Source organism: Micromonospora sp. NPDC007208, assembly GCF_042869175.1.
GTDB classification, from domain to species: Bacteria; Actinomycetota; Actinomycetes; order Mycobacteriales; family Micromonosporaceae; genus Micromonospora; species Micromonospora foliorum.
Map to the genome: position 1 here is coordinate 98761 of NZ_JBIAFG010000022.1, position 18004 is coordinate 116764.

The 18004-nt window shown below is 73.5% G+C and carries 14 protein-coding genes; 4 read left to right on the top strand and 10 right to left on the bottom strand.

The annotated features are described in order from the left end of the window. Positions 1-136: 136 nt before the first annotated feature. The 5 genes from mptB (ACFYL6_RS30690) to ACFYL6_RS30710 are packed head-to-tail and all read right to left on the bottom strand — an operon-like array spanning position 137 to position 8560. Positions 137-1675: a polyprenol phosphomannose-dependent alpha 1,6 mannosyltransferase MptB gene (gene mptB, locus ACFYL6_RS30690; RefSeq protein ID WP_387176635.1), complete on the bottom strand. Its 1539-nt coding sequence runs from the start codon at positions 1673-1675 to the stop codon at positions 137-139. A gap of 14 nt (positions 1676-1689) precedes the next feature. After that, positions 1690-3099: a polyprenol phosphomannose-dependent alpha 1,6 mannosyltransferase MptB gene (gene mptB, locus ACFYL6_RS30695; RefSeq protein ID WP_387176637.1), complete on the bottom strand. Its 1410-nt coding sequence runs from the start codon at positions 3097-3099 to the stop codon at positions 1690-1692. Between the two features lie 40 nt (positions 3100-3139). Beyond that, positions 3140-4765 (bottom strand): hypothetical protein, encoded by a 1626-nt coding sequence (locus ACFYL6_RS30700; protein ID WP_387176639.1) that lies wholly within the window; start codon positions 4763-4765, stop codon positions 3140-3142. Beyond that, on the bottom strand, positions 4758-7793 hold the full coding sequence (locus tag ACFYL6_RS30705; protein ID WP_387176641.1) for a bifunctional [glutamine synthetase] adenylyltransferase/[glutamine synthetase]-adenylyl-L-tyrosine phosphorylase: 3036 nt from the start codon (positions 7791-7793) through the stop codon (positions 4758-4760). The genes ACFYL6_RS30700 and ACFYL6_RS30705 overlap by 8 nt, the downstream gene beginning before the upstream one ends. Beyond that, a complete protein-coding gene (locus ACFYL6_RS30710; protein ID WP_357281371.1) occupies positions 7793-8560 on the bottom strand; it encodes a type 1 glutamine amidotransferase in 768 nt (255 codons plus the stop codon). Before ACFYL6_RS30710 ends, ACFYL6_RS30705 begins: the two co-directional genes overlap by 1 nt. Positions 8561-8672: 112 nt before the next feature. Here ACFYL6_RS30710 and ACFYL6_RS30715 point away from each other — a divergent pair, with 112 nt between their 5' ends. Beyond that, the gene (locus tag ACFYL6_RS30715) at positions 8673-9608 is read left to right on the top strand and encodes an LD-carboxypeptidase (RefSeq protein ID WP_387176642.1); all 936 of its coding nucleotides are present in this window, start codon (positions 8673-8675) and stop codon (positions 9606-9608) included. Between the two features lie 171 nt (positions 9609-9779). Here the strand turns inward: ACFYL6_RS30715 and ACFYL6_RS30720 are convergent, their stop codons facing one another. Then, a complete protein-coding gene (locus tag ACFYL6_RS30720; RefSeq protein WP_387176644.1) occupies positions 9780-10664 on the bottom strand; it encodes a virginiamycin B lyase in 885 nt (294 codons plus the stop codon). Between the two features lie 185 nt (positions 10665-10849). On the opposite strand from ACFYL6_RS30720, the gene ACFYL6_RS30725 reads away from it, so the two are divergent. Then, positions 10850-11326 carry a hypothetical protein gene (locus ACFYL6_RS30725; protein WP_387176666.1) on the top strand — a complete coding sequence of 159 codons (477 nt, stop codon included), beginning with the start codon at positions 10850-10852 and terminating at the stop codon, positions 11324-11326. A gap of 245 nt (positions 11327-11571) precedes the next feature. Here the strand turns inward: ACFYL6_RS30725 and ACFYL6_RS30730 are convergent, their stop codons facing one another. The 4 genes from ACFYL6_RS30730 to glnA all read right to left on the bottom strand — a co-directional run bounded on the left by ACFYL6_RS30730 (position 11572) and on the right by glnA (position 14756). Next, positions 11572-11955 (bottom strand): VOC family protein, encoded by a 384-nt coding sequence (locus ACFYL6_RS30730; RefSeq protein WP_387176646.1) that lies wholly within the window; start codon positions 11953-11955, stop codon positions 11572-11574. A gap of 154 nt (positions 11956-12109) precedes the next feature. After that, complete coding sequence (locus tag ACFYL6_RS30735) at positions 12110-12802, bottom strand: helix-turn-helix transcriptional regulator (protein WP_387176648.1); 693 nt, start codon at positions 12800-12802, stop codon at positions 12110-12112. An 89-nt stretch (positions 12803-12891) separates the two neighbouring features. Next, the gene (locus tag ACFYL6_RS30740; RefSeq protein WP_210787425.1) at positions 12892-13317 is read right to left on the bottom strand and encodes a DUF350 domain-containing protein; all 426 of its coding nucleotides are present in this window, start codon (positions 13315-13317) and stop codon (positions 12892-12894) included. An 89-nt stretch (positions 13318-13406) separates the two neighbouring features. Continuing rightward, positions 13407-14756 (bottom strand): type I glutamate--ammonia ligase, encoded by a 1350-nt coding sequence (glnA, locus tag ACFYL6_RS30745; protein ID WP_238680543.1) that lies wholly within the window; start codon positions 14754-14756, stop codon positions 13407-13409. A gap of 298 nt (positions 14757-15054) precedes the next feature. Here glnA and ACFYL6_RS30750 point away from each other — a divergent pair, with 298 nt between their 5' ends. Both ACFYL6_RS30750 and panB read left to right on the top strand, forming a co-directional pair. Beyond that, complete coding sequence (locus ACFYL6_RS30750) at positions 15055-16812, top strand: NAD+ synthase (RefSeq protein WP_387176651.1); 1758 nt, start codon at positions 15055-15057, stop codon at positions 16810-16812. 197 nt (positions 16813-17009) lie between these two features. Continuing rightward, positions 17010-17855 (top strand): 3-methyl-2-oxobutanoate hydroxymethyltransferase, encoded by an 846-nt coding sequence (gene panB / locus ACFYL6_RS30755; protein WP_387176653.1) that lies wholly within the window; start codon positions 17010-17012, stop codon positions 17853-17855. Positions 17856-18004: the final 149 nt, after the last annotated feature.

Sequence of the window (18004 nt, forward strand, 5' to 3'; positions counted from 1 at the left end):
TCAATCCTGGATCAAGGGGCCTCGAACGCGCCGACAGGCCACTAGTTCCACGTTCGAGCGCGATCTTGAGCACCGACCTCGGTGATCATGAGGTTAGCCAGGAGTTATGTCCGGTTCATCCCCGCCAACTCCATGATCAACGGGGTTGGTCGTTCCTGGGGTCACTGCGCGCGGCCGGGGTGGGGGACGGGCGGCGCAGGGTGCGTACGAGGACGGTCAGGAGCAGGGCGGTCATCGCCAGGGCGCCGGGTGCCTTGGTGACACGGGCCAGGTTGGTGCCGTCGGGCAGGGCGAGGAAGGCCGCCGCCGCAGCGGGCAACACGAACCACGTCGTACCGGCGGCGGTGAGCGCGAGCAGCGCCAGCGGCCAGGTCGCGTACCAGGGGTGGAAGACCGGGGACAGGACGACGGTGGCGACCAGCGCTAACGCCGCACCGTGCAGCGGCACCCGGGACCGCGCCACCCAAGGACCCACTCCATCAGGACACGCTCCCTCGGGAGACGCAACCTCGTTCAGGCTGCGCAGGGTCCGCCAGGCGCGCCACCAGAGCGCCGCCAGCACCCCGACGAGCAGTACCAGCGCGACCGCCCGGACGACCGGCACCGCCTGTGGGTCCTGGCCGACCAGCGCGCCCGCGTAGTCGATCACGAAGCCCACGGCGGTGGGTGGTGACGTCCACTGCTCCGAGTCGCCACTGTGGGTCAGCCCGCCCACCCAGCCGAAGCCGAGGCCGGACGCCGCCGAGGTGACCAGCAGCGCGGCGAGTAGCCCTCCGGCCAGCCAACCACCGTGGCGCAGCAACGCCCGGACGGTGTACCGGCCGGGCATCCCGGCCAGCACGGCGAACGGCACCACCACCACGGCGCTGGCCTTCACCGTGACCGCCAGCCCGAGCAGCGCACCGGCCAGCAGCAACGCCGCCGGCCGACCCGGCCGGCGGACCGCGATCAGCAGCCCACACAGCAGCAGGCCCAGCATCACTGCGTCGTTGTGCGCCCCGGCCACCAGGTGTACGCCGACCAGTGGACCGGCCAGCGCCAACCAGGCGGCCCGCCGGGTGGGTACTCCGGCCGCCCGAGCCAGACCGGGCAGGCAGAGTGCGGCCACCAGCAGCCCGGCCACGGCGATCACGCGCAGCGCCACGATGGTGCCGGTGAGCCCACCACCGACGCCGACCGCGAGCGCCGCGAGCAGGACGAACACCGGCCCGTACGGTGCCGGGGTGTCCCGCCAGATCGGGGCCACCGTGTCCAGCCAGGGGCAGCCCGCCGCCGCCACCCCCACGGTGTACGGGTCGACGCCGTGCGCGTACGTCCAGCCCTGGCAGGCGTACGAGTAGACGTCCCGGCTGCCCAGCGGCGGCGCGACCAGCAGCGGTAGTGCCCACAGCCCGGCGGTGACGTACGCCCAACGGGTCGACGGCGGGCCACCGCGCAGCGACCACCACGCCCCGACCAGCAGGATGGTGCCGATCAGCCAGCAGGTCAGCGTCGCCGGGCCGTCCGGGGCTCGCCAGATCGACGCGGGTGTCGCGCCCAGCGGGGCGTCGGGCAGCGCCCCGCCGAGGTATCCGGCCACGGCGAGCAGGACCGCACCGGCCAGGCCCACGTACCGGGCACCCGATGCCGCCAACGACACAGGCGGCGGCGGAACAGGCGCGCCGGGAGCGGTCACCGGCGCACCTTCCCTCAGTCGGCGGCGACCGGCTGACGGGCCGCCCGAGCCGACCGTACCAACCGGATGACCAGCACGATCACCAACAGCGTCATCAGCGGCGCCCCGACCGTCTTGGTGTAGCGGGGCAGCCCGGTGCCGTCGGGCAGCACCAGGAAGGACGCGACCAGGGCGACCACGGTGAACCATCGGGTCCGTTGGGCGGTGGCCGCCAGCACGAACAGTGGCCAGGTCCAGTACCAGGGGTGCACCACGGGGGCGAGCGCGACGGTGAGGGCGAGCGCGAGGCCGGCGTGGTACAGCGGGTCGCGGGTGCGCGCCCGCCACCAGAGCCAGACGAGCAGGACGGCCAGGAGTACGACGGCGATCCCGCGGGTGACCGGCAGCGCGTCGATGTGAGCGCCGAACAGCGCCGCGACGTACCCGATCGTCTGCCCGACGGCGGTCGGCGGGGAGGTCCAGGCGATGGCGGCGCCGCCCTGGGACAGCCCGCCGACCCAACCGAAGTCCAGCCCACCGGCGATGGTCACGCCGACCACTGTGGCTGCCGCGCCGCCGACCACCCAGCCGCCGTCGCGGATCAGCGTGCGGATCCGGTACGGCCCGGCGGTGGCCGCCAGCGCGGCGAACGGCACCACCACCACGGCGGTCACCTTGATCGCCACCGCGACTCCGAGGAGCAGCCCGCCGACCAGCAGCATTCCGCGCCGGCCCGGGTGCGCGGCCACCACGGCGAGCCCACCGACAAGCGCGGCGAGCATCAGGACGTCGTTGTGGGGACCACCGACCAGGTGCGCGGCGACCAGCGGGGAACCCAACGCCAGCCACACCGCCCGCTTCGCCGGCACACCGGCCCGGCGGGCCAGCGCCGGTAGGGCCCATGCGGTGAGCAGCACGCCGACCAGCGACAGCGCGCGGAACAGCACGATGCTGGCGGTCAGCGAACCGGTGGCCTTCACCACGGCGCCCGCGATGAGTACGAACAGCGGCCCGTACGGCGCCGGGGTGTCCCGCCAGATCACCGAGACCGTGTCCAGCCAGGGGCAGGGCAGCGCGGAGACGCCCTGCTCGTACGGGCTGATGCCGCCGACGAAGCTGGCGCCCTGGCAGGCGTACGCGTACACGTCCCGGCTGCCGAAGGGCGGTGCGACCAGCAACGGCAGCAGCCAGAGCCCGACGGTGAGCAGGGCCCACCGCGTCGACGGTCCCCCGTCGCGCAGTGCCCACCAGGCGTACGCCATCAGGCCGGTGCCGACCAGCCAGGCGGCGAGGATCAGCGGGCCGTTGGGCCCCTGCCAGATGCTGACCGGGGTGCTGCGCAGGGGGCCGCTGGGGAACGCGCCGCCGAGGAACGCGGAGAGCGCGAGCAGCATCGAGCCGGCCAGGCCGGTCCAGCGCGCGAGGTGGGAAGGCACGCCGGACATGCTGCCAGCATCATGACGGGGTCCCGACGGCAGGCACGGGTCAGCAGTGGCGCGCCGGTGCCAGCCCGCTCGAGATCGAGTAGTCGCCGGCGGCGTGGACCCGCACCTCGGTCCACCCGTCCGCGCCCGGCCGCAGGCAGCCGTCCGCGCCGCTCAACGTGAGCCAGCGCGACCAGCGCACCCGGACCGGCACGTCCCCGGGCGTGGCGGTCAGCCGGACCGCACCGCGGTCGGCGGTGACGAGTCGACCCGGGGTGCCGACCAGTGGGGTCGGGTCGACCACGGCGTACATCCGCCAGGTCGGGTCGCGCCAGACCTCCCGCAGGTACGGCAGGCCGGCGCGGATCAGCGCGGCCTCGTCGCGGCCCCACCGGTCGGCGGGTGCGTCCGGGGCGAGCACCACGTAGCTCACCGCCTCGTGCCGTAGCCACTGCTCGTACGTCTGCGCGCTCAGGCTGCCGTCGTAGAACAGCGCGTTGCGGTCGCTGTCGACCTGGCGTTCCCAGCCCCGGGCCAGTGGCACGGTCGGCGGCACGTACGCGGACTCCCAGTGGTCCCGCAGCGGCACCACCTCGACCCGCCCGGCCGGCTGCCGCCTGTCGAGTTCGGCGACGAGCGGTTGGTAGAAGCTCTCGGCGCTCTCCGGGGCGCCGGCCCGGGTCACGTCGCTCACCATCACCGGCGACTGCCACCACACGGTCGCGGCGAGCAGCGCGGCCAGCCACGGCCCCGGCAACGCGGCGTACCCGGCCAGCACGGGCAGGGCGAACAGCATCGGCAGTCGTAGCGCGTTGGACCCGATCGGGCTGGGCAGGTAGTACGCCCCGACCAGCAGCAGCACGGTGAGCACCGCGCCGACGCGCAACACCCGGCGGCGGCGCGGCAGCACGACCGCCACCAGCACCGCCAGCGCGACGTTGATGCGCATCGACTCGGCCGAGTACGGCTGGGTGCCGCCGTTGCCGAAGACGAACGCCATCGGGGCGAGCGTGACGGCGGGCGCCACCGCCAGGACGAACCCCTCGGCCAGTGGTCGCTCGGCTCGTAAGCCTCCGGGCAGCGGTCGACCCGGCCCGTCACCGGTACGCAGGGCGGCCAGCAGCAACGCCGCGCCGGCCAGCCCGGTGAACAGGCCGGCGACCGGGCTGGCCGCCGTCGCCAGGGCGGCGCAGCCGGCGGCGAGCGTCAACCGGAGCGAGCGCGGTGGGCGTTCCGCGCTGACCGCGCAGAGCGCCAGCAGCCCGAACGCCAGCCCGACCGCGAAGGTGATCCGACCGCTCGCCAGGTTGCCGACCAGCACCACCGCGCCGAGGACACCGGCCAGCAGCGGCCGGCGGGCCCGGTTGCGGGTGAACAGCCAACCCAGCGCGGCCGCGCCGACCACGGCGGCGACCGCCCCCAGCGGACGCACCCCGATCAGCTCGCCCAACCGGGCGGTGAAGAGGCTGTAGCCGTACTGGTTGACGCCGCCGTACCAGCCGAAGTCGACAGGCCTGGCCCCGTACCGCTCGGTGAAGCCGGCACGGGCCACCTGGGCGGCGAGGTCGGTGCCCATCGGCGGCGCGAGGAGGAACGCGGCGGCGAGCACCACGGCGGCCCCGGTCGCCGCCGCCCAGCCGGTGCTCGCGATGCGCGGCCCGACCGGGCGCGGCGACGCGTCAGGCATCGAGGACCCGTTCGGCTGCGGCGCGGGAGCGGCGGCCGGTGCGCAGGTACTCGTCGAGGAACTCCCCCGGGTCGTCGCGGCCGAGCAGCCGGGCCACCCCGGCCAACTCCACCCCGTGCCGGGGCAGTTGGTCGCCGGCCCGGCCCCGGACCAGCATCAACGCGTTGCGGACCTGCGCGGCCAGAGCCCAACCGGCGGCCATCTCCGCGGCGTCCGCCGGGTCGATCAGGCCGGCCCGCTCGGCCGCCGCGAGGGCGTCGAGGGTACGCGTGCCGCGCAGCTCCGGGATCGCGCCGGCGTGCCGGAGCTGGACGAGTTGCACCGCCCACTCCACGTCGGCGAGCCCACCGCGACCCAGCTTGGTGTGGGTGGCCGGGTCGGCGCCACGGGGCAGCCGTTCGGTCTCCACCCGGGCCTTGATCCGCCGGATCTCGACGACCTGCTCGCGGGTCAGCCCGTCGGCCGGGTAGCGCACCGGCTCGATCATCGCCTCGAACTCGGCGCCCAGGGCGGCGTCACCGCAGACGAACCGGGCGCGCAGCAGTGCCTGCGCCTCCCACACCCGGGACCAGCGGGCGTAGTACTGCGCGTACGCGGCGAGGCTGCGTACCAGCGGACCCTGGCGGCCCTCGGGTCGCAGGTCGGCGTCGACGCCCAGCGGCGGGTCGGGGGCGGGTACGCCGAGCAGTCGGCGCAGTTCCTCGGCGACGGCGTGTGCGGCGGCGCTGGCGGCGCTCTCGCTGGTGCCCGGCGGCGGGTCGTAGACGAAGAGCACGTCGGCGTCGGAGAGGTAGTTCGACTCGTACCCGCCGAGCCGGCCCATGCCGATCACGGCGAACCGCAGCCCTTCCGGTGCCGGTTGGCTGGCCTGGGCGGCCCGCAGAGCGGCGGCCAGGGTGGCGTCGGTGACGTCGGCGAGCGCCGTACCGACCTCGGTGATGTCGGACAGCCCACGGGCGGGCCGGTTCACGCCGTCCGCCCGGGTGGGGCTGGGTGCGAGCGCGCCCGCCCGGCAGAGCACGTCGGCGCAGGCCACCCGGACCAACTCCCGACGGCGCAGCGCGCGGACCGCGCTGGTGGCCTCGACCGGGTCGGTGTGCCGGGCCGCCGCCGCCAGGAACCCCTCCCGCAGCACCTCGGGCGCGCGTGGCGCCAGCTCGTTCTCCTCGGCCAGCAGCCGCAACGCCTCCGGGTCGCGGGCGAGTAGGTCGGCGACGTACCGGGACAGGGCGAGGACCCGGGCCAGCCGCCGGGCGACCGGGCCGCCGTCGCGCAGCAACCGCAGATACCAGGGGGTGCTGCCCAGCTTGTCGGAGACCTTGCGGTAGTTGAGCAGCCCCCGGTCCGGCTCGGGCGCGTCGGCGAACTCGCTGAGCAGCACCGGCAGCAACGTGCGCTGGATGGCCGCCGTGCGGCTCACCCCGCCGGTGAGCGCCTGGAGGTGGCGCAACGCCCCGGCCGGGTCGGCGAACCCGAGGATCTCCAGGCGGTTCCTGGCCGCCTCCGGGGTGAGCCGCAGCCCGTCGGCCGGCACCCGGGCCACCGACTCCAGCAGCGGCCGGTAGAGCAGTTTGGCGTGCAGTCGGCGTACCTCGGTGGCGTGGGTGACCCACTCGGCCCGGAAGCTCTCCACGGCGCTGCGCCCCGGCGCGGCCGTGAAACCCAGTGCGGCTGCGAGCCAGCGCAGCGCGCCCGGCTCGGCGGGCACGGTGTGCGTACGACGCAGGCCCTGGAGTTGCAGCCGGTGCTCGACGCTGCGCAGGAAACGGTAGCCGCGCAACAGGGCCTCGCCGTCGGCCCGCCCGACGTAGCCGCCGGCGACGAGCGCGCGCAACGCCGGGATGGTGCCGGGCGGGCGCAGCGTCTCGTCGCCGCGACCGTGCACGAGTTGCAGCAACTGGACGGCGAACTCGATGTCGCGCAGCCCGCCCGGGCCGCGCTTGATCTCGCGTTCCAGCTCCTTGGGCGGGATGTGGTCGATGATCCGGCGGCGCATGGCGCGGACGTCCTCGACCGCCTCGGGCCGTTCGGCCGCCCGCCAGACCAGCGGCGCGAGCTGGTCGATCCACTCCTGGGCCAGCGGCAGGTCCCCGGCGGCCGGGCGGGCCTTGAGCAGCGCCTGGAACTCCCAGGTGCGCGCCCACCGCCGGTAGTAGGCCAGGTGACTGGCGAGGGTCCGCACCAGCGGGCCCCGGCTGCCCTCGGGGCGCAGCGCGGCGTCCACCGGCCAGGCGACCAACCCGCAGATGGAGATCAGTCGGGTCGCCACCTGGGTCGCGGCGGACAGGTCGGCGTCCTCGGCGGCCACGAAGATGACGTCCACGTCGGAGACGTAGTTCAGTTCACCGCCACCGCACTTGCCCATCGCCACGACAGCCAGCCGGGGCCGCTCGGTGCCCTCCGCCAACTCCGCGACCGCGATCTCGTACGCGGCGGAGAGCGTCGCGTCGGCCAGCGCCGAGAGCGCGGCCATGGTCTGCTCCAGGCCGCGACCGCCGGTCAGATCGGCCGCCGCGATCCGCAACAACGCCAGGCGGTACGCGGCCCGCAACGCCGCCACCGGGTTGCCGCCGTCGGTCGGCTCCAGCCGTCCCTCGGCAGTCGGGGCGAGCCCGTCCGGGGCGGTCCGCAGTGCCTGGTAGTGCTCGGGGTGGGCCACCAGATGGTCGCCGAGCGCCGACGAGGCGCCGAGCACCGCGATCAGCCGCCGCCGCAGCCCGGGATCCTTGTGCAGGTCCGCGAGCAGCGGCGATTCCGCGGTCCGGCTCCCGGCGCTGCCTTCGGTGGTGCGGCCTTCGGCCTCGACGATGCGGTGCAGCTGGCGCAGCGCCAGGTCCGGGTCGGCGGCCCGGGACAGCGCGGCGAGCAGCTCCGCGGCGGCCTCGTCGACCGGCTCCTGCTCGACCGGCCGCCACAGCCGCAGCCCCTCCGGGCCGAGCAGGTCCGCGGCGCGTGCGCCGCCATCGCCTTCGGCGGTGCCGAAGCCGTACCGGGCGAGCCGGCCCGGTGCCCTGGTCGGCCGGCTCATCAGTGCCCGAGCAGCGGCAGGCCGCGCCGCGTCGTGCTGTCGTCCAGCTCCCCGAGGGCCAGCGCGGCGAACCGGGCGGCGAACGGTTGCCAGACCTCCTCGACGTCGGCCAGCACCGAGGCGCAGGCCGCGACCACCAGCTCCGGGTCGTAGCCCAGCTCGGCGAGTTGGGTCGAGTCGGTGGCCCAGTCGGCGATCATCGCGGCGTCGCACTCGATGTGGAACTGCAACCCCCACGCCCGGTCACCGAGGCGGAACGCCTGATGCGGGTAGCGGGTGGACGCGGCCAGCAGTGTCGCGCCCCGGGGCAGCTCGGTAATCTCGTCGGCGTGCCACTGGAGCACGTCCGGGATCAACGGCACGTACCGGAACAACGGGTCGTTCTCGGCGGCGTCACGCCGGCCGACCACACCGGGGCCGATCTCCGGCCCGGACGGGCTGCGCTCCACCAAACCGGCGTGCGCGGTGGCGAGCAGCTGCGCGCCCAGGCAGACCGCCAGGGTCGGCACCCGGTACCGGACCGCCTTGCGCAGCAGGCCCTCGACGGCGGGGAACCACTGTGCGCCGGGCGAGCCGTCCGGCAACGGGTACGCCTGTTGGTCGCCGCCGAGCACCACCAGCGCCGCGTACCCCTCCAGGTCGGCGGGGAGCTCGTCGCCGGCGTGCGGGCGCACCACCCACAACTCCAGCCCAGCCTCGGTCAGCCACTCACCCAGCCGGCGCGCGTCGTCCGTCGGGTCGTTCTCGATCACCAGCGCGGTTGCCACCCGTCGAGGCTAGCCGGTACGCCACACGGCACCACGCCCCGGCACGGGCGCGCGGCCTCCCGCCGCCCGTGCGCGGGTCCGGGCCACGGCGGGGTGGTTAGGCTCTGCGGTTGTGATCAGCGAGGACACCGCCGCCGTACGCCCGCCCGTGCTGCGCCCGGGTGACACGGTGCTGCTGGTGTCGCCGTCCGGGCCGACCTCGCCGGAGCGGGTGGCCCGGGGCATGGAGCTGCTCACCGGCTGGGGCCTGCGCCCGGTGCCGGCACCGAACGCGTACGCCCGCCACGGCTACCTCGCCGGCACCGACGACAGGCGCGCCGCCGACCTGAACGCGGCCTTCGCCGACCCTGACGTGCGCGGGGTGATCTGCACTCGGGGCGGGTACGGCGCCCAGCGGATCGTGGACGCCATCGACATGGCCGCCGTCCGCCGCGATCCGAAGGTGGTGGCCGGGTTCTCGGACATCACCGCGTTGCAGTTCGCACTGTGGCGGGGCGCCCGCCTGGCCGGGGTGCACGGCCCCGGGGCGGCCTGGCGCGACGAACGGACGCCGCTGCGCTCCGCCGAGTCCCTACACGCGGCGCTGATGACGACCGAACCGGTGTCGGTCACCGCGGTTCCCACCGAGGAGACCTTCGGCGTACGCGTCCCCGGGCGCGCCACCGGCACCCTGCTCGGCGGCAACCTGTGCATGATCGCCGCGTCGATCGGCACCCCGGACCTACCCGACCTGACCGGTGCGGTGCTGTTGATCGAGGACGTGCAGGAACCCCCGTACAAGGTCGACCGGATGCTCACGCACCTGCGCCGGGCCGGCGCGCTGGACGGACTGGCCGGGGTGGCGGTCGGGCAGTTCACCGACTGCGGCGACGGCTGGGACACCACAATCGTCGACGTCCTCACCGAACGCCTCGGCGACCTTGGCGTACCGGTCCTCGGCGGCCTCCCCATCGGCCACGGCCCCAACCAGCTCACAGTCCCGGTCGGCACAACCGCCACCCTCGACACCACCACCGCCACCCTCACCGCAACCCCCGCAGTCCAGTAACCCCGGCGCCCCCTCCCGGCCCCCTCCCCGACCTCCCCGCCCGGCCCGGTGATCAAGATGTTTGCGTCACCTTCGGGGCGGATCCTGACGCAAATCTCTTGATCAACCAGGGTCGGGGTGGGGCCGGAGGTGGGGTGGGGTTGGGGTTGGGTGGGCTTGGTGGGATGGCGGTTAGGTGGGTGGGGGCAGGTGGGCTATTGCGCCGATTTCCAGGGCGGCCCAGATGCCGGTGGGGGTGCGGGTGATGCCGTGCGGTTCGGCGTTGGGGGTGGGTAGGGCGTAGCCGTCGATCCGTCCGGTGGGATCGATGTGGCCGATCCGGTTGGCTCCCCACTCGGTGAACCACGCGCCGCCGTCCGCGTCGGCGACGATGGCGTGCGGTCGGGCCGCTCGGTCCGGCAGCGGAAACTCGACGATCTCGCCATCCGGGTCGATCCGACCGAGCTGACCGGCTGCGATCCCCACGAACCAGATGGCGCCGTCGTCGCCGAGGGCGATGCCGACCGGGCCTGCCTTCGCGGTGGGCAACGGGTGCAGCGTCACCGTGCCGTCGAGGCCGATCCGGCCGATCGCGTTCGCCTGGTTGAGGGTGAACCAGAGAGCCTGGTCCGCGCCAGCAGTGATCATCGAGGCGAATCCGCCGGTCACCGGCAGCGGGAACGCGGTGTGCGTGCCGTCGGTCTCCACCCGGCCGATCGTGTCGGAGGTCATTCCGGCGTACCAGAGCGCTCCATCCGGCCCGGCCGTGATGCCGCCCGGCCCGGTGCCAGCCGGCAGGGCGATGGCGCGCTGCTCGCCGTCGACCGTGATCCGACCGATCCGGTCGTCTCCCGAGCGGGTGAACCAGAGCGCCCCGTCCGGCCCGGCCGTGATGATCAAAGGGCGACCGCCCGCCGGGTCCAGCGGGTAGGTCCGGACCGCGCCGTCGGGAGACAGACGGGCGATCCCGCCGGCATGGGCCAGCGTCAGCCACAGCGCGCCGTCCGGGCCAGGCGTAATGCCGTACGGCCCCGCGCCCGGCTCGGCGAGTGGAATCTCCCGAATCTCGACGGTCATTCCGCGGTGTCCTTCCGTCGGTGGATCGTCCACCCTGACCGCTCGGCCAGCGACGACACAACCGATTTCACTGACCGCCGGCCTCGATTATCAGCTCGCTGACAGGGTCGCCATGGCTTCCGCCCAGACTCTTCGATCACTGTCGGTGACGACAGCGCAGGATGACCGAACCTCTGGAGGACAGCATGTCCCGCACCATCCGTAGGAAGCACCTGCTGGCCGGCCTGGCCACCGCCGGAGTCCTCGGCGTCGGGATCGCGGCCCCGACGATCGCGTTCGCCGCCGACACTCCGACACCGAGCGCCAGCACCGCCCCGGCGCCCGGCGCGGCTCCGGGCACTGCTCCCGGCGCGAAGGCCGACCGGCAGGGCGAGTTCGCCGAGGCGCTCGCCAAGGAGCTGGGCGTGCCCGCAGACAAGGTGACCGCCGCACTGGAGAAGATCCGCGAGCAGCACCGCCCGACCGACCGCCCGCAGCGCCCGTCCGCCGAGGACCGGCAGGCCGCGCTCAAGCAGCGCCTGGACCAGGCGGTCAAGGACGGCAAGCTCACCCAGGAGCAGGCCGACGCCATCACCAAGGCCGTCGAGGCCGGCGTTTTCCCCGGCCCGGCCGGCCACCGCGGTCTGGGCGGCCACCACGGCGAAGGTACGCCCGGCAAGTAACCCGGCTGCCCCGGCCCCGACAGGCACCGGGGCCAACCTTGGTACGCCCGGCCGACCCTGTCCGCCCTGTCGGGGTCAGGGCCAGCCTTGGTCCGCCCCGCCGGCCCCGGTCCGACCTGTAGGGCCGGGGCCGGCTCGGGTCTGTCCCGGCTTGATCCACTCGGTTTCCCTGAAGTCGCGGTGTCCGGCGCGCTCGGACACCCCGACATCCTGAAACCGAGTCGATCACCTGCTCCGGAAGGGGGTCAGGGCTGCTGGGGCGGGGGCGCGAACACGCCCAGGTGGTTGCCGGCCGGGTCGAGTAGGTGGGCCAACGTGAGACCGGCCGGTGTCGTACGCGCTGGCACCAACACCTGGGCGCCGGCCGCTTCGGCCCGTCGGCAGGTCTCCGCGACGTCGGTGACCTCGGCGTAGAACACCGCGTAGTTCGGCGACGTCCCGTCGGTCGCCCGGATCGCTCCGCCGATCCCGGTGTCGCCACCGGCCCCGGTCACGCGGTAGGAGCCGCCGTTGGCCGGGGCCTGCTCCTCGAAGGTCCAGCCGAACAACTCTCCGTAGAACCGCTCCGCGTCATCGGGTCGGTCGGTGCCGATCTCGAACCAGGTGACAGGCGTGGTGGGCCTGGACATGTACTGCCTCCAGAGTTTTCGTGCCGGCCGTTCGGCCGTCGTCTGGAGCAGTCTCGGGGCCGTGCGCGACAACGTCCTGTCGGTGTTTCCGGATCACCCGGCGGGGTTTCTCCTCACGAGGCCCACCCGGGCCCGCCGCGCCGACGTGCGCGTCTCAGACCAGGCTCAGCGGGCGGACCCGTTCATGCGGGATGTCGAGATCCGTCAGACGTAGCTCCCGGGCCACCAGGTCGGGCAGCGCCCAGACGCTCCGGATCCGGTCGGTGCGGAAACACCGCAGCTCGTCGCGCAGACGGCACCAGGCCACCAGGTACCAGTGGCGGGTGTTGCCGAGGTAGCCCAGCGGTTCGACGTCACGGACCGAGTCCGTGCCGGAGCGGTCGGCGTACCGGATGCGCAGCACCCGCCGCGCGGCGACCGCGTCGGCGACGGTGGCCGGGACGGGCGTGGCCGGCCCGTCGCCGATCAGGTGCACGCGGCCGGCGAGGCGGTGTGCCTCGGCGGCGTCGGCGGCCGGCAGCACCGCCACCAGCTTGCGCAGCGCGGTGGTGGCCGGCCCGGCGAACGGCGAGCCGGCGAGCCGGTGCAGCGCCACGGCCATCGCCACCGCCTCGGCGGCGGTCAGGTTGACCGGCGGCAGGGTGCGGGCGCGGTCCAGGACGTAGCCGCCGGTGCGCCCGGGCTCGGCCCAGATCGGCACCCCGGCCTCCTGCAACGCGCCGAGGTCCCGTTCGATGGTCCGGCTGCTCACCTCGAAGCGCGCGGCCAGCCAGCGGGCGCTGCGCGGCCGTGGTGACACCGCCCGCAACTCCTCGACCAGGGCGTAGAGGCGGTCCGTGCGGTTCATACCCGCCACGCTACGACCGGGGTACGACGCTCCCCGGCGACCGCCCCGCGACGCAGCCGACCGCCCGCACCGCGACGCGGACGATCGCCTCAGGCGATGCAGGCGCAGACGATCAACGCGGCCCCGAAGTGGGTGGCGGCGCTGACCCGGGCGGCCGGGTGCGGCTCGGGCGAGCAGATGACCTCGCCGAGCTTGCCGGGGGTGAGCAGGTCCAGCACCACGAAGGCCAACGCCATGATCGCCAACCCGACCAGCCCGAAGACCACGGTGGAGGCGAGCCCCTTGCCGAAGTCGCTGTAGCTGGTCAGGATCGCGGTGAAGACGATCCCGGCGATGCCGAGCTGGTTGGCGGCGAGCAGCAACCCCGCGTTGGCGTTGCGCTCGACCCAGATCAGGTCGCGCAGCCGGCCCGGGGTGAGCAGGTCGACGAGCCCGAAGCCGGCGGCCATGAGGCCGACGCCGACGAGCCCGAACACGACGCTCTGCCAGGCACCGCTGAACAGATCCTCCAGCACCGACTTGCCTCCCGACTCTCCGCCCGGAGGGGTACCGGCGCGGTGATCGAGACGATAGCGGCAGCGCGCAATGGCGTCAGCCCCTGCGGCTACAGCGCCAGGTAGCGCTGCCGCTCGTACGGGGTGACCTCGCGGCGGTACTGCTCCCACTCGGCCCGCTTGTTGCGCAGGAAGAAGTCGAAGACGTGCTCGCCGAGCACCTCGGCGACCAGTTCGGAGCCGGCCATCACGTCGATCGCCTCGGCGAGGTTCTCCGGCAGCGCCTCGTAGCCCATGGCACGCCGCTCCGCGCTGGTCAGCGACCAGACGTCGTCCTCGGCGCCCGGCGGCAGCTCGTACCCCTCCTCGATGCCCTTCAGGCCGGCGCCGAGCAGCACCGCGAAGGCGAGGTACGGGTTGGCCGCCGAGTCCAGTGAGCGGACCTCGACCCGGGCCGAGTTGGGCTTGCCGTACGCGGGCACCCGGACCAGCGCGGACCGGTTGAGGTGACCCCAGCAGACGTACGCCGGGCTCTCGGTGATCCGGTCCGGCAGGTGCTGCGGGAAGAGCCGCTTGTACGAGTTGACCCACTGGTTGGTGACCGCCGTGTACTCCCGGGCGTGCACCAGCAGGCCGGCGATGAACGACTTCGCCACCTTGGACAGCTTCATCGGGTCGCCGCTGTCGTGGAAGGCGTTGCGCTCCCCCTCGAACAGCGACAGGTGGGTGTGCATCCCGCTGCCCGGCTGGTCGGTGAACGGCTTCGGCATGAAGCTGGCCTGCACACCGGTGGAGAGCGCGACCTCCTTGACCACGTGCCGGAAGGTCATGATGTTGTCGGCGGTGGTCAGCGCGTCGGCGTAGCGCAGGTCGATCTCCTGCTGGCCGGGCGCGACCTCGTGGTGGCTGAACTCCACCGAGATGCCGATCCGTTCCAGCGCCAGCACGCCCTGGCGGCGGAAGTCCCGGGCCACGGCGTGGGTGGTGTGCTCGAAGTAGCCGCCGGTGTCGACCGGGATGGGCACCGAGCCGTCCTGCGGACCGTTCTCCAGCAGGAAGAACTCGATCTCGGGGTGGGTGTAGAAGGTGAAGCCCTTCTCGGCTGCCTTGGACAGCGCGCGGCGCAGCACGTGCCGGGGGTCGGCCCAGGACGGCCCGCCGTCGGGCAGCAGGATGTCGCAGAACATCCGGGCGCTCTCGCCGCTGACCCCACCCTCGAAGGGGAAGACCTGGAAGGTGGTCGGGTCGGGCATGGCCACCATGTCCGATTCGAAGACCCGGGCGAAGCCCTCGATCGCCGAGCCGTCGAACCCGATGCCCTCCTCGAAGGCCGCCTCGAGCTCGGCGGGTGCCACCGAAACGCTCTTGAGCGTGCCCAGAACGTCGGTGAACCACAGCCGGACGAACCGGATGTCCCGCTCTTCCAGCGTGCGGAGGACGAACTCCTGCTGACGGTCCACTTCCCCAACCCCTCGCGACACTCTTTTTGTCCGCCTTGGTCGGGCTGCACCCGACCTGATCGCCCAGTGTTCCCGGGCCTGGTTACGCAGACGTTACGCGAACTGCCGCCGCCCGTCCCCTCGTGTCCCGCCCGGCGAGCACGCGCCCCAGCGGTGCCGCCACGCGCGCCGGCAGATCCGCCGCCAGGACGGGCCGAGCTTCCGCCGCCGCGGCCTGCCGAGCGCCCGGCGCGGCAGGTGGCGGCAATCTCGCCCGAGGGTACGGATTGTCGCGCGGTGGCTGGGGCAAGATGAAGACATGCCCACCCTGCGCCTCGCCCTGTCCCAGGTCAACCCGAGCGTCGGCGACCTCGCCGGCAATGCCGACCTGGTTCGCAGCTGGACTCGCCAGGCCGCCGATGCCGGTGCCCAGCTGGTGCTCTTCCCGGAGATGATGCTGACCGGCTATCCGGTCGAGGACCTGGTCTTCCGGCGTTCCTTCGTGGCCGCGTCCCGGGCCGCCGTGGAGCGGCTGGCCGCCGACCTGGCCGCCGACGGTCTCGGCGAGTTGCCGGTCGTGGTCGGCTACCTGGACGCCGACGGGCCGCCGCAGGTCAGCGGGGACGCCGAGCCGGGCCGGGGTGCCCGCAACGCCGCCGCGCTGCTGCACCGGGGCGTCGTGGTCGCCCGTTACTTCAAGCACCACCTGCCCAACTACGGGGTTTTCGACGAGGACCGGTACTTCATCTCCGGTGACGCGTTGACCGTGGTGCGGATCGGCGGCGTGGACGTCGCGCTGACCATCTGCGAGGACCTGTGGCAGGCCGGCGGTCCGTTCGCCGCCGCCCGGCGGGCCGGCGTCGGCCTGGTCGTCAACATCAACGGCTCGCCGTACGAGCTGAACAAGGACGACATCCGGCTGCCGCTGGTCCGCCGCCGGGCCGCCGAGGCGGGCGCCGCCATCGCGTACGTCAACATGACCGGCGGCCAGGACGAGCTGGTCTTCGAGGGCGACTCGATGATCGTGAGCGCCGACGGTGAGTTGCTGACCCGGGCCCCGCAGTTCGTCGAGCACCTGCTCGTGCACGACGTCGAACTGCCGGCCGCCGGCACCCCGCCGACCACCGAGACGGTGGCGGACGACATGCGGATCGTGTACAGCACGGTGGACGGGATTCCGCCCACGCCGTCCGGCCCGCCCGCCACCGGCGGGCTCATCGAGCCGGTCGCCGACGAGGCGGAGGTGTGGCAGGCGCTGGTGCTGGGGCTGCGTGACTACGTCAACAAGAACCGATTCCCGTCGGTGGTGCTGGGCCTCTCCGGCGGCATCGACTCGGCGGTGGTGGCCGCGCTCGCCGTCGACGCGCTCGGGCCGGACCGGGTGGTCGGGGTGTCGCTGCCCAGCCAGCACTCCTCCGAGCACTCCCGGGAGGACGCCGCCGACCTGGCCAAGCGCACCGGTCTGGACTACCGCGTCGAGCCGATCCAACCGATGGTCGACGGTTTCCTGGCCAACCTGTCGCTGTCCGGCGTGGCCGTGGAGAACCTGCAGGCCCGGGTCCGTGGCGTGATCCTGATGGCGCTGTCGAACCAGGAGGGCCACCTGGTGCTGACCACCGGCAACAAGAGTGAGCTGGCGGTCGGCTACTCCACCCTGTACGGCGACTCGGTGGGCGGTTTCAACCCGGTCAAGGACGTCTGGAAGACGCTGATCTGGCGACTCGCGAAGTGGCGCAACAGGGACGCGGCGCGGCGCGGCGAGACCGCCCCGATCCCGGAGAACTCGATCGGCAAGCCGCCGAGCGCCGAGCTGAGCCCGGGCCAGCTCGACAGTGACAACCTGCCCGACTACGACGTCCTGGACCCGATCCTGATCGGGTACGTCGACGGCGACCTCGGCCGCGACGGGCTGATCGAGTCGGGTCACGACCCGGCGGTGGTGGACAAGGTGCTGCGGTTGGTAGATACCGCCGAGTACAAGCGACGGCAGTCGGCGCCGGGCACGAAGATCTCCATGAAGGCGTTCGGTCGGGACCGCCGTCTGCCGATCACCAACCGGTGGCGCGAGCAGGGCTGAGCCGTACCCCTGGGGGTGCCGGGTCGGTGGCGCGGCCCGGCGCCGCCGCGCGGGCGCCGCACGGTTGCGACGCCGCGACCTCGGGCGGGGTTGGAGTGACATCTTGCACTGGGCCCTGCCGTCACCCCGTCTCCCGGTGCGACGATCGCGACGGAACCCGGGGACCGCGCAGGCGGCCTCGAGGAAGGGAGACAGAGATGGTGGAGTCCACTCCGCACGAGGTGACCGCGTTGTACGGCGGCCCGGCCACCCGACGGGTCCGCACCCGCGACCTGATGGCCGCCAAGGAGCGCGGCGAGCGGTGGCCGATGCTCACCTCGTACGACCAGTACACGGCGTCGATCTTCGACCAGGCCGGTGTCCCGGTGCTGCTGGTCGGCGACTCGGCCGCGAACAACGTGTTCGGCTACGAGACGACCCTGCCGATCACCGCAGACGAACTGCTTCCGCTGGTCCGGGCCGTGGTGCGGGCGACCCGGCAGGCGCTGGTCGTCGGTGACCTGCCGTTCGGCTCGTACGAGGAGGGCCCGGCCCAGGCGTTGCGGACCGCCGTCCGGTTCATGAAGGAGGGTGGCTGTCACGCCGTGAAGCTGGAGGGTGGCCGCCGCAACGCCGCGCAGATCGCCGCGATCGTCGGCGCCGGCATCCCGGTGATGGCGCACATCGGCTTCACCCCGCAGAGCGAGCACACCCTGGGCGGCTACCGCGTGCAGGGCCGGGGCGACGCCGCCGACGAGGTGCTGGCCGACGCACGGGCGGTGGCGGAGGCGGGCGCGTTCGCGGTGGTGCTGGAGATGGTGCCCGGCGAGGTGGCCAAGCGGATCACCCACGAGCTGCCGATCCCCACGGTGGGGATCGGCGCGGGCCCGGACACCGACGCGCAGGTGCTGGTCTGGCAGGACATGGCCGGGCTGCGGACCGGTAAGGCCCCCCGCTTCGTCAAGCGGTACGCGGACCTGGCCGGCGCCCTCACCGACGCCACCCGCCGTTTCGCCGACGAGGTCCGGGCGGGCGAGTTCCCGGCCTCCGAACACACCTTCTAGTACCGAGCACGGCGTGATCCACTCGGCTTTGCCGAAGTCGCGGTGTCCCGGTGCGGCGGTTTCAAGCGGCTGTTGCGACCAGGTGTTTGTGGAGTACCTCGGCTGGATTCTGCCAGTCGAGGGTTTGGCGTGGTCGTTCGTTGAGTTCG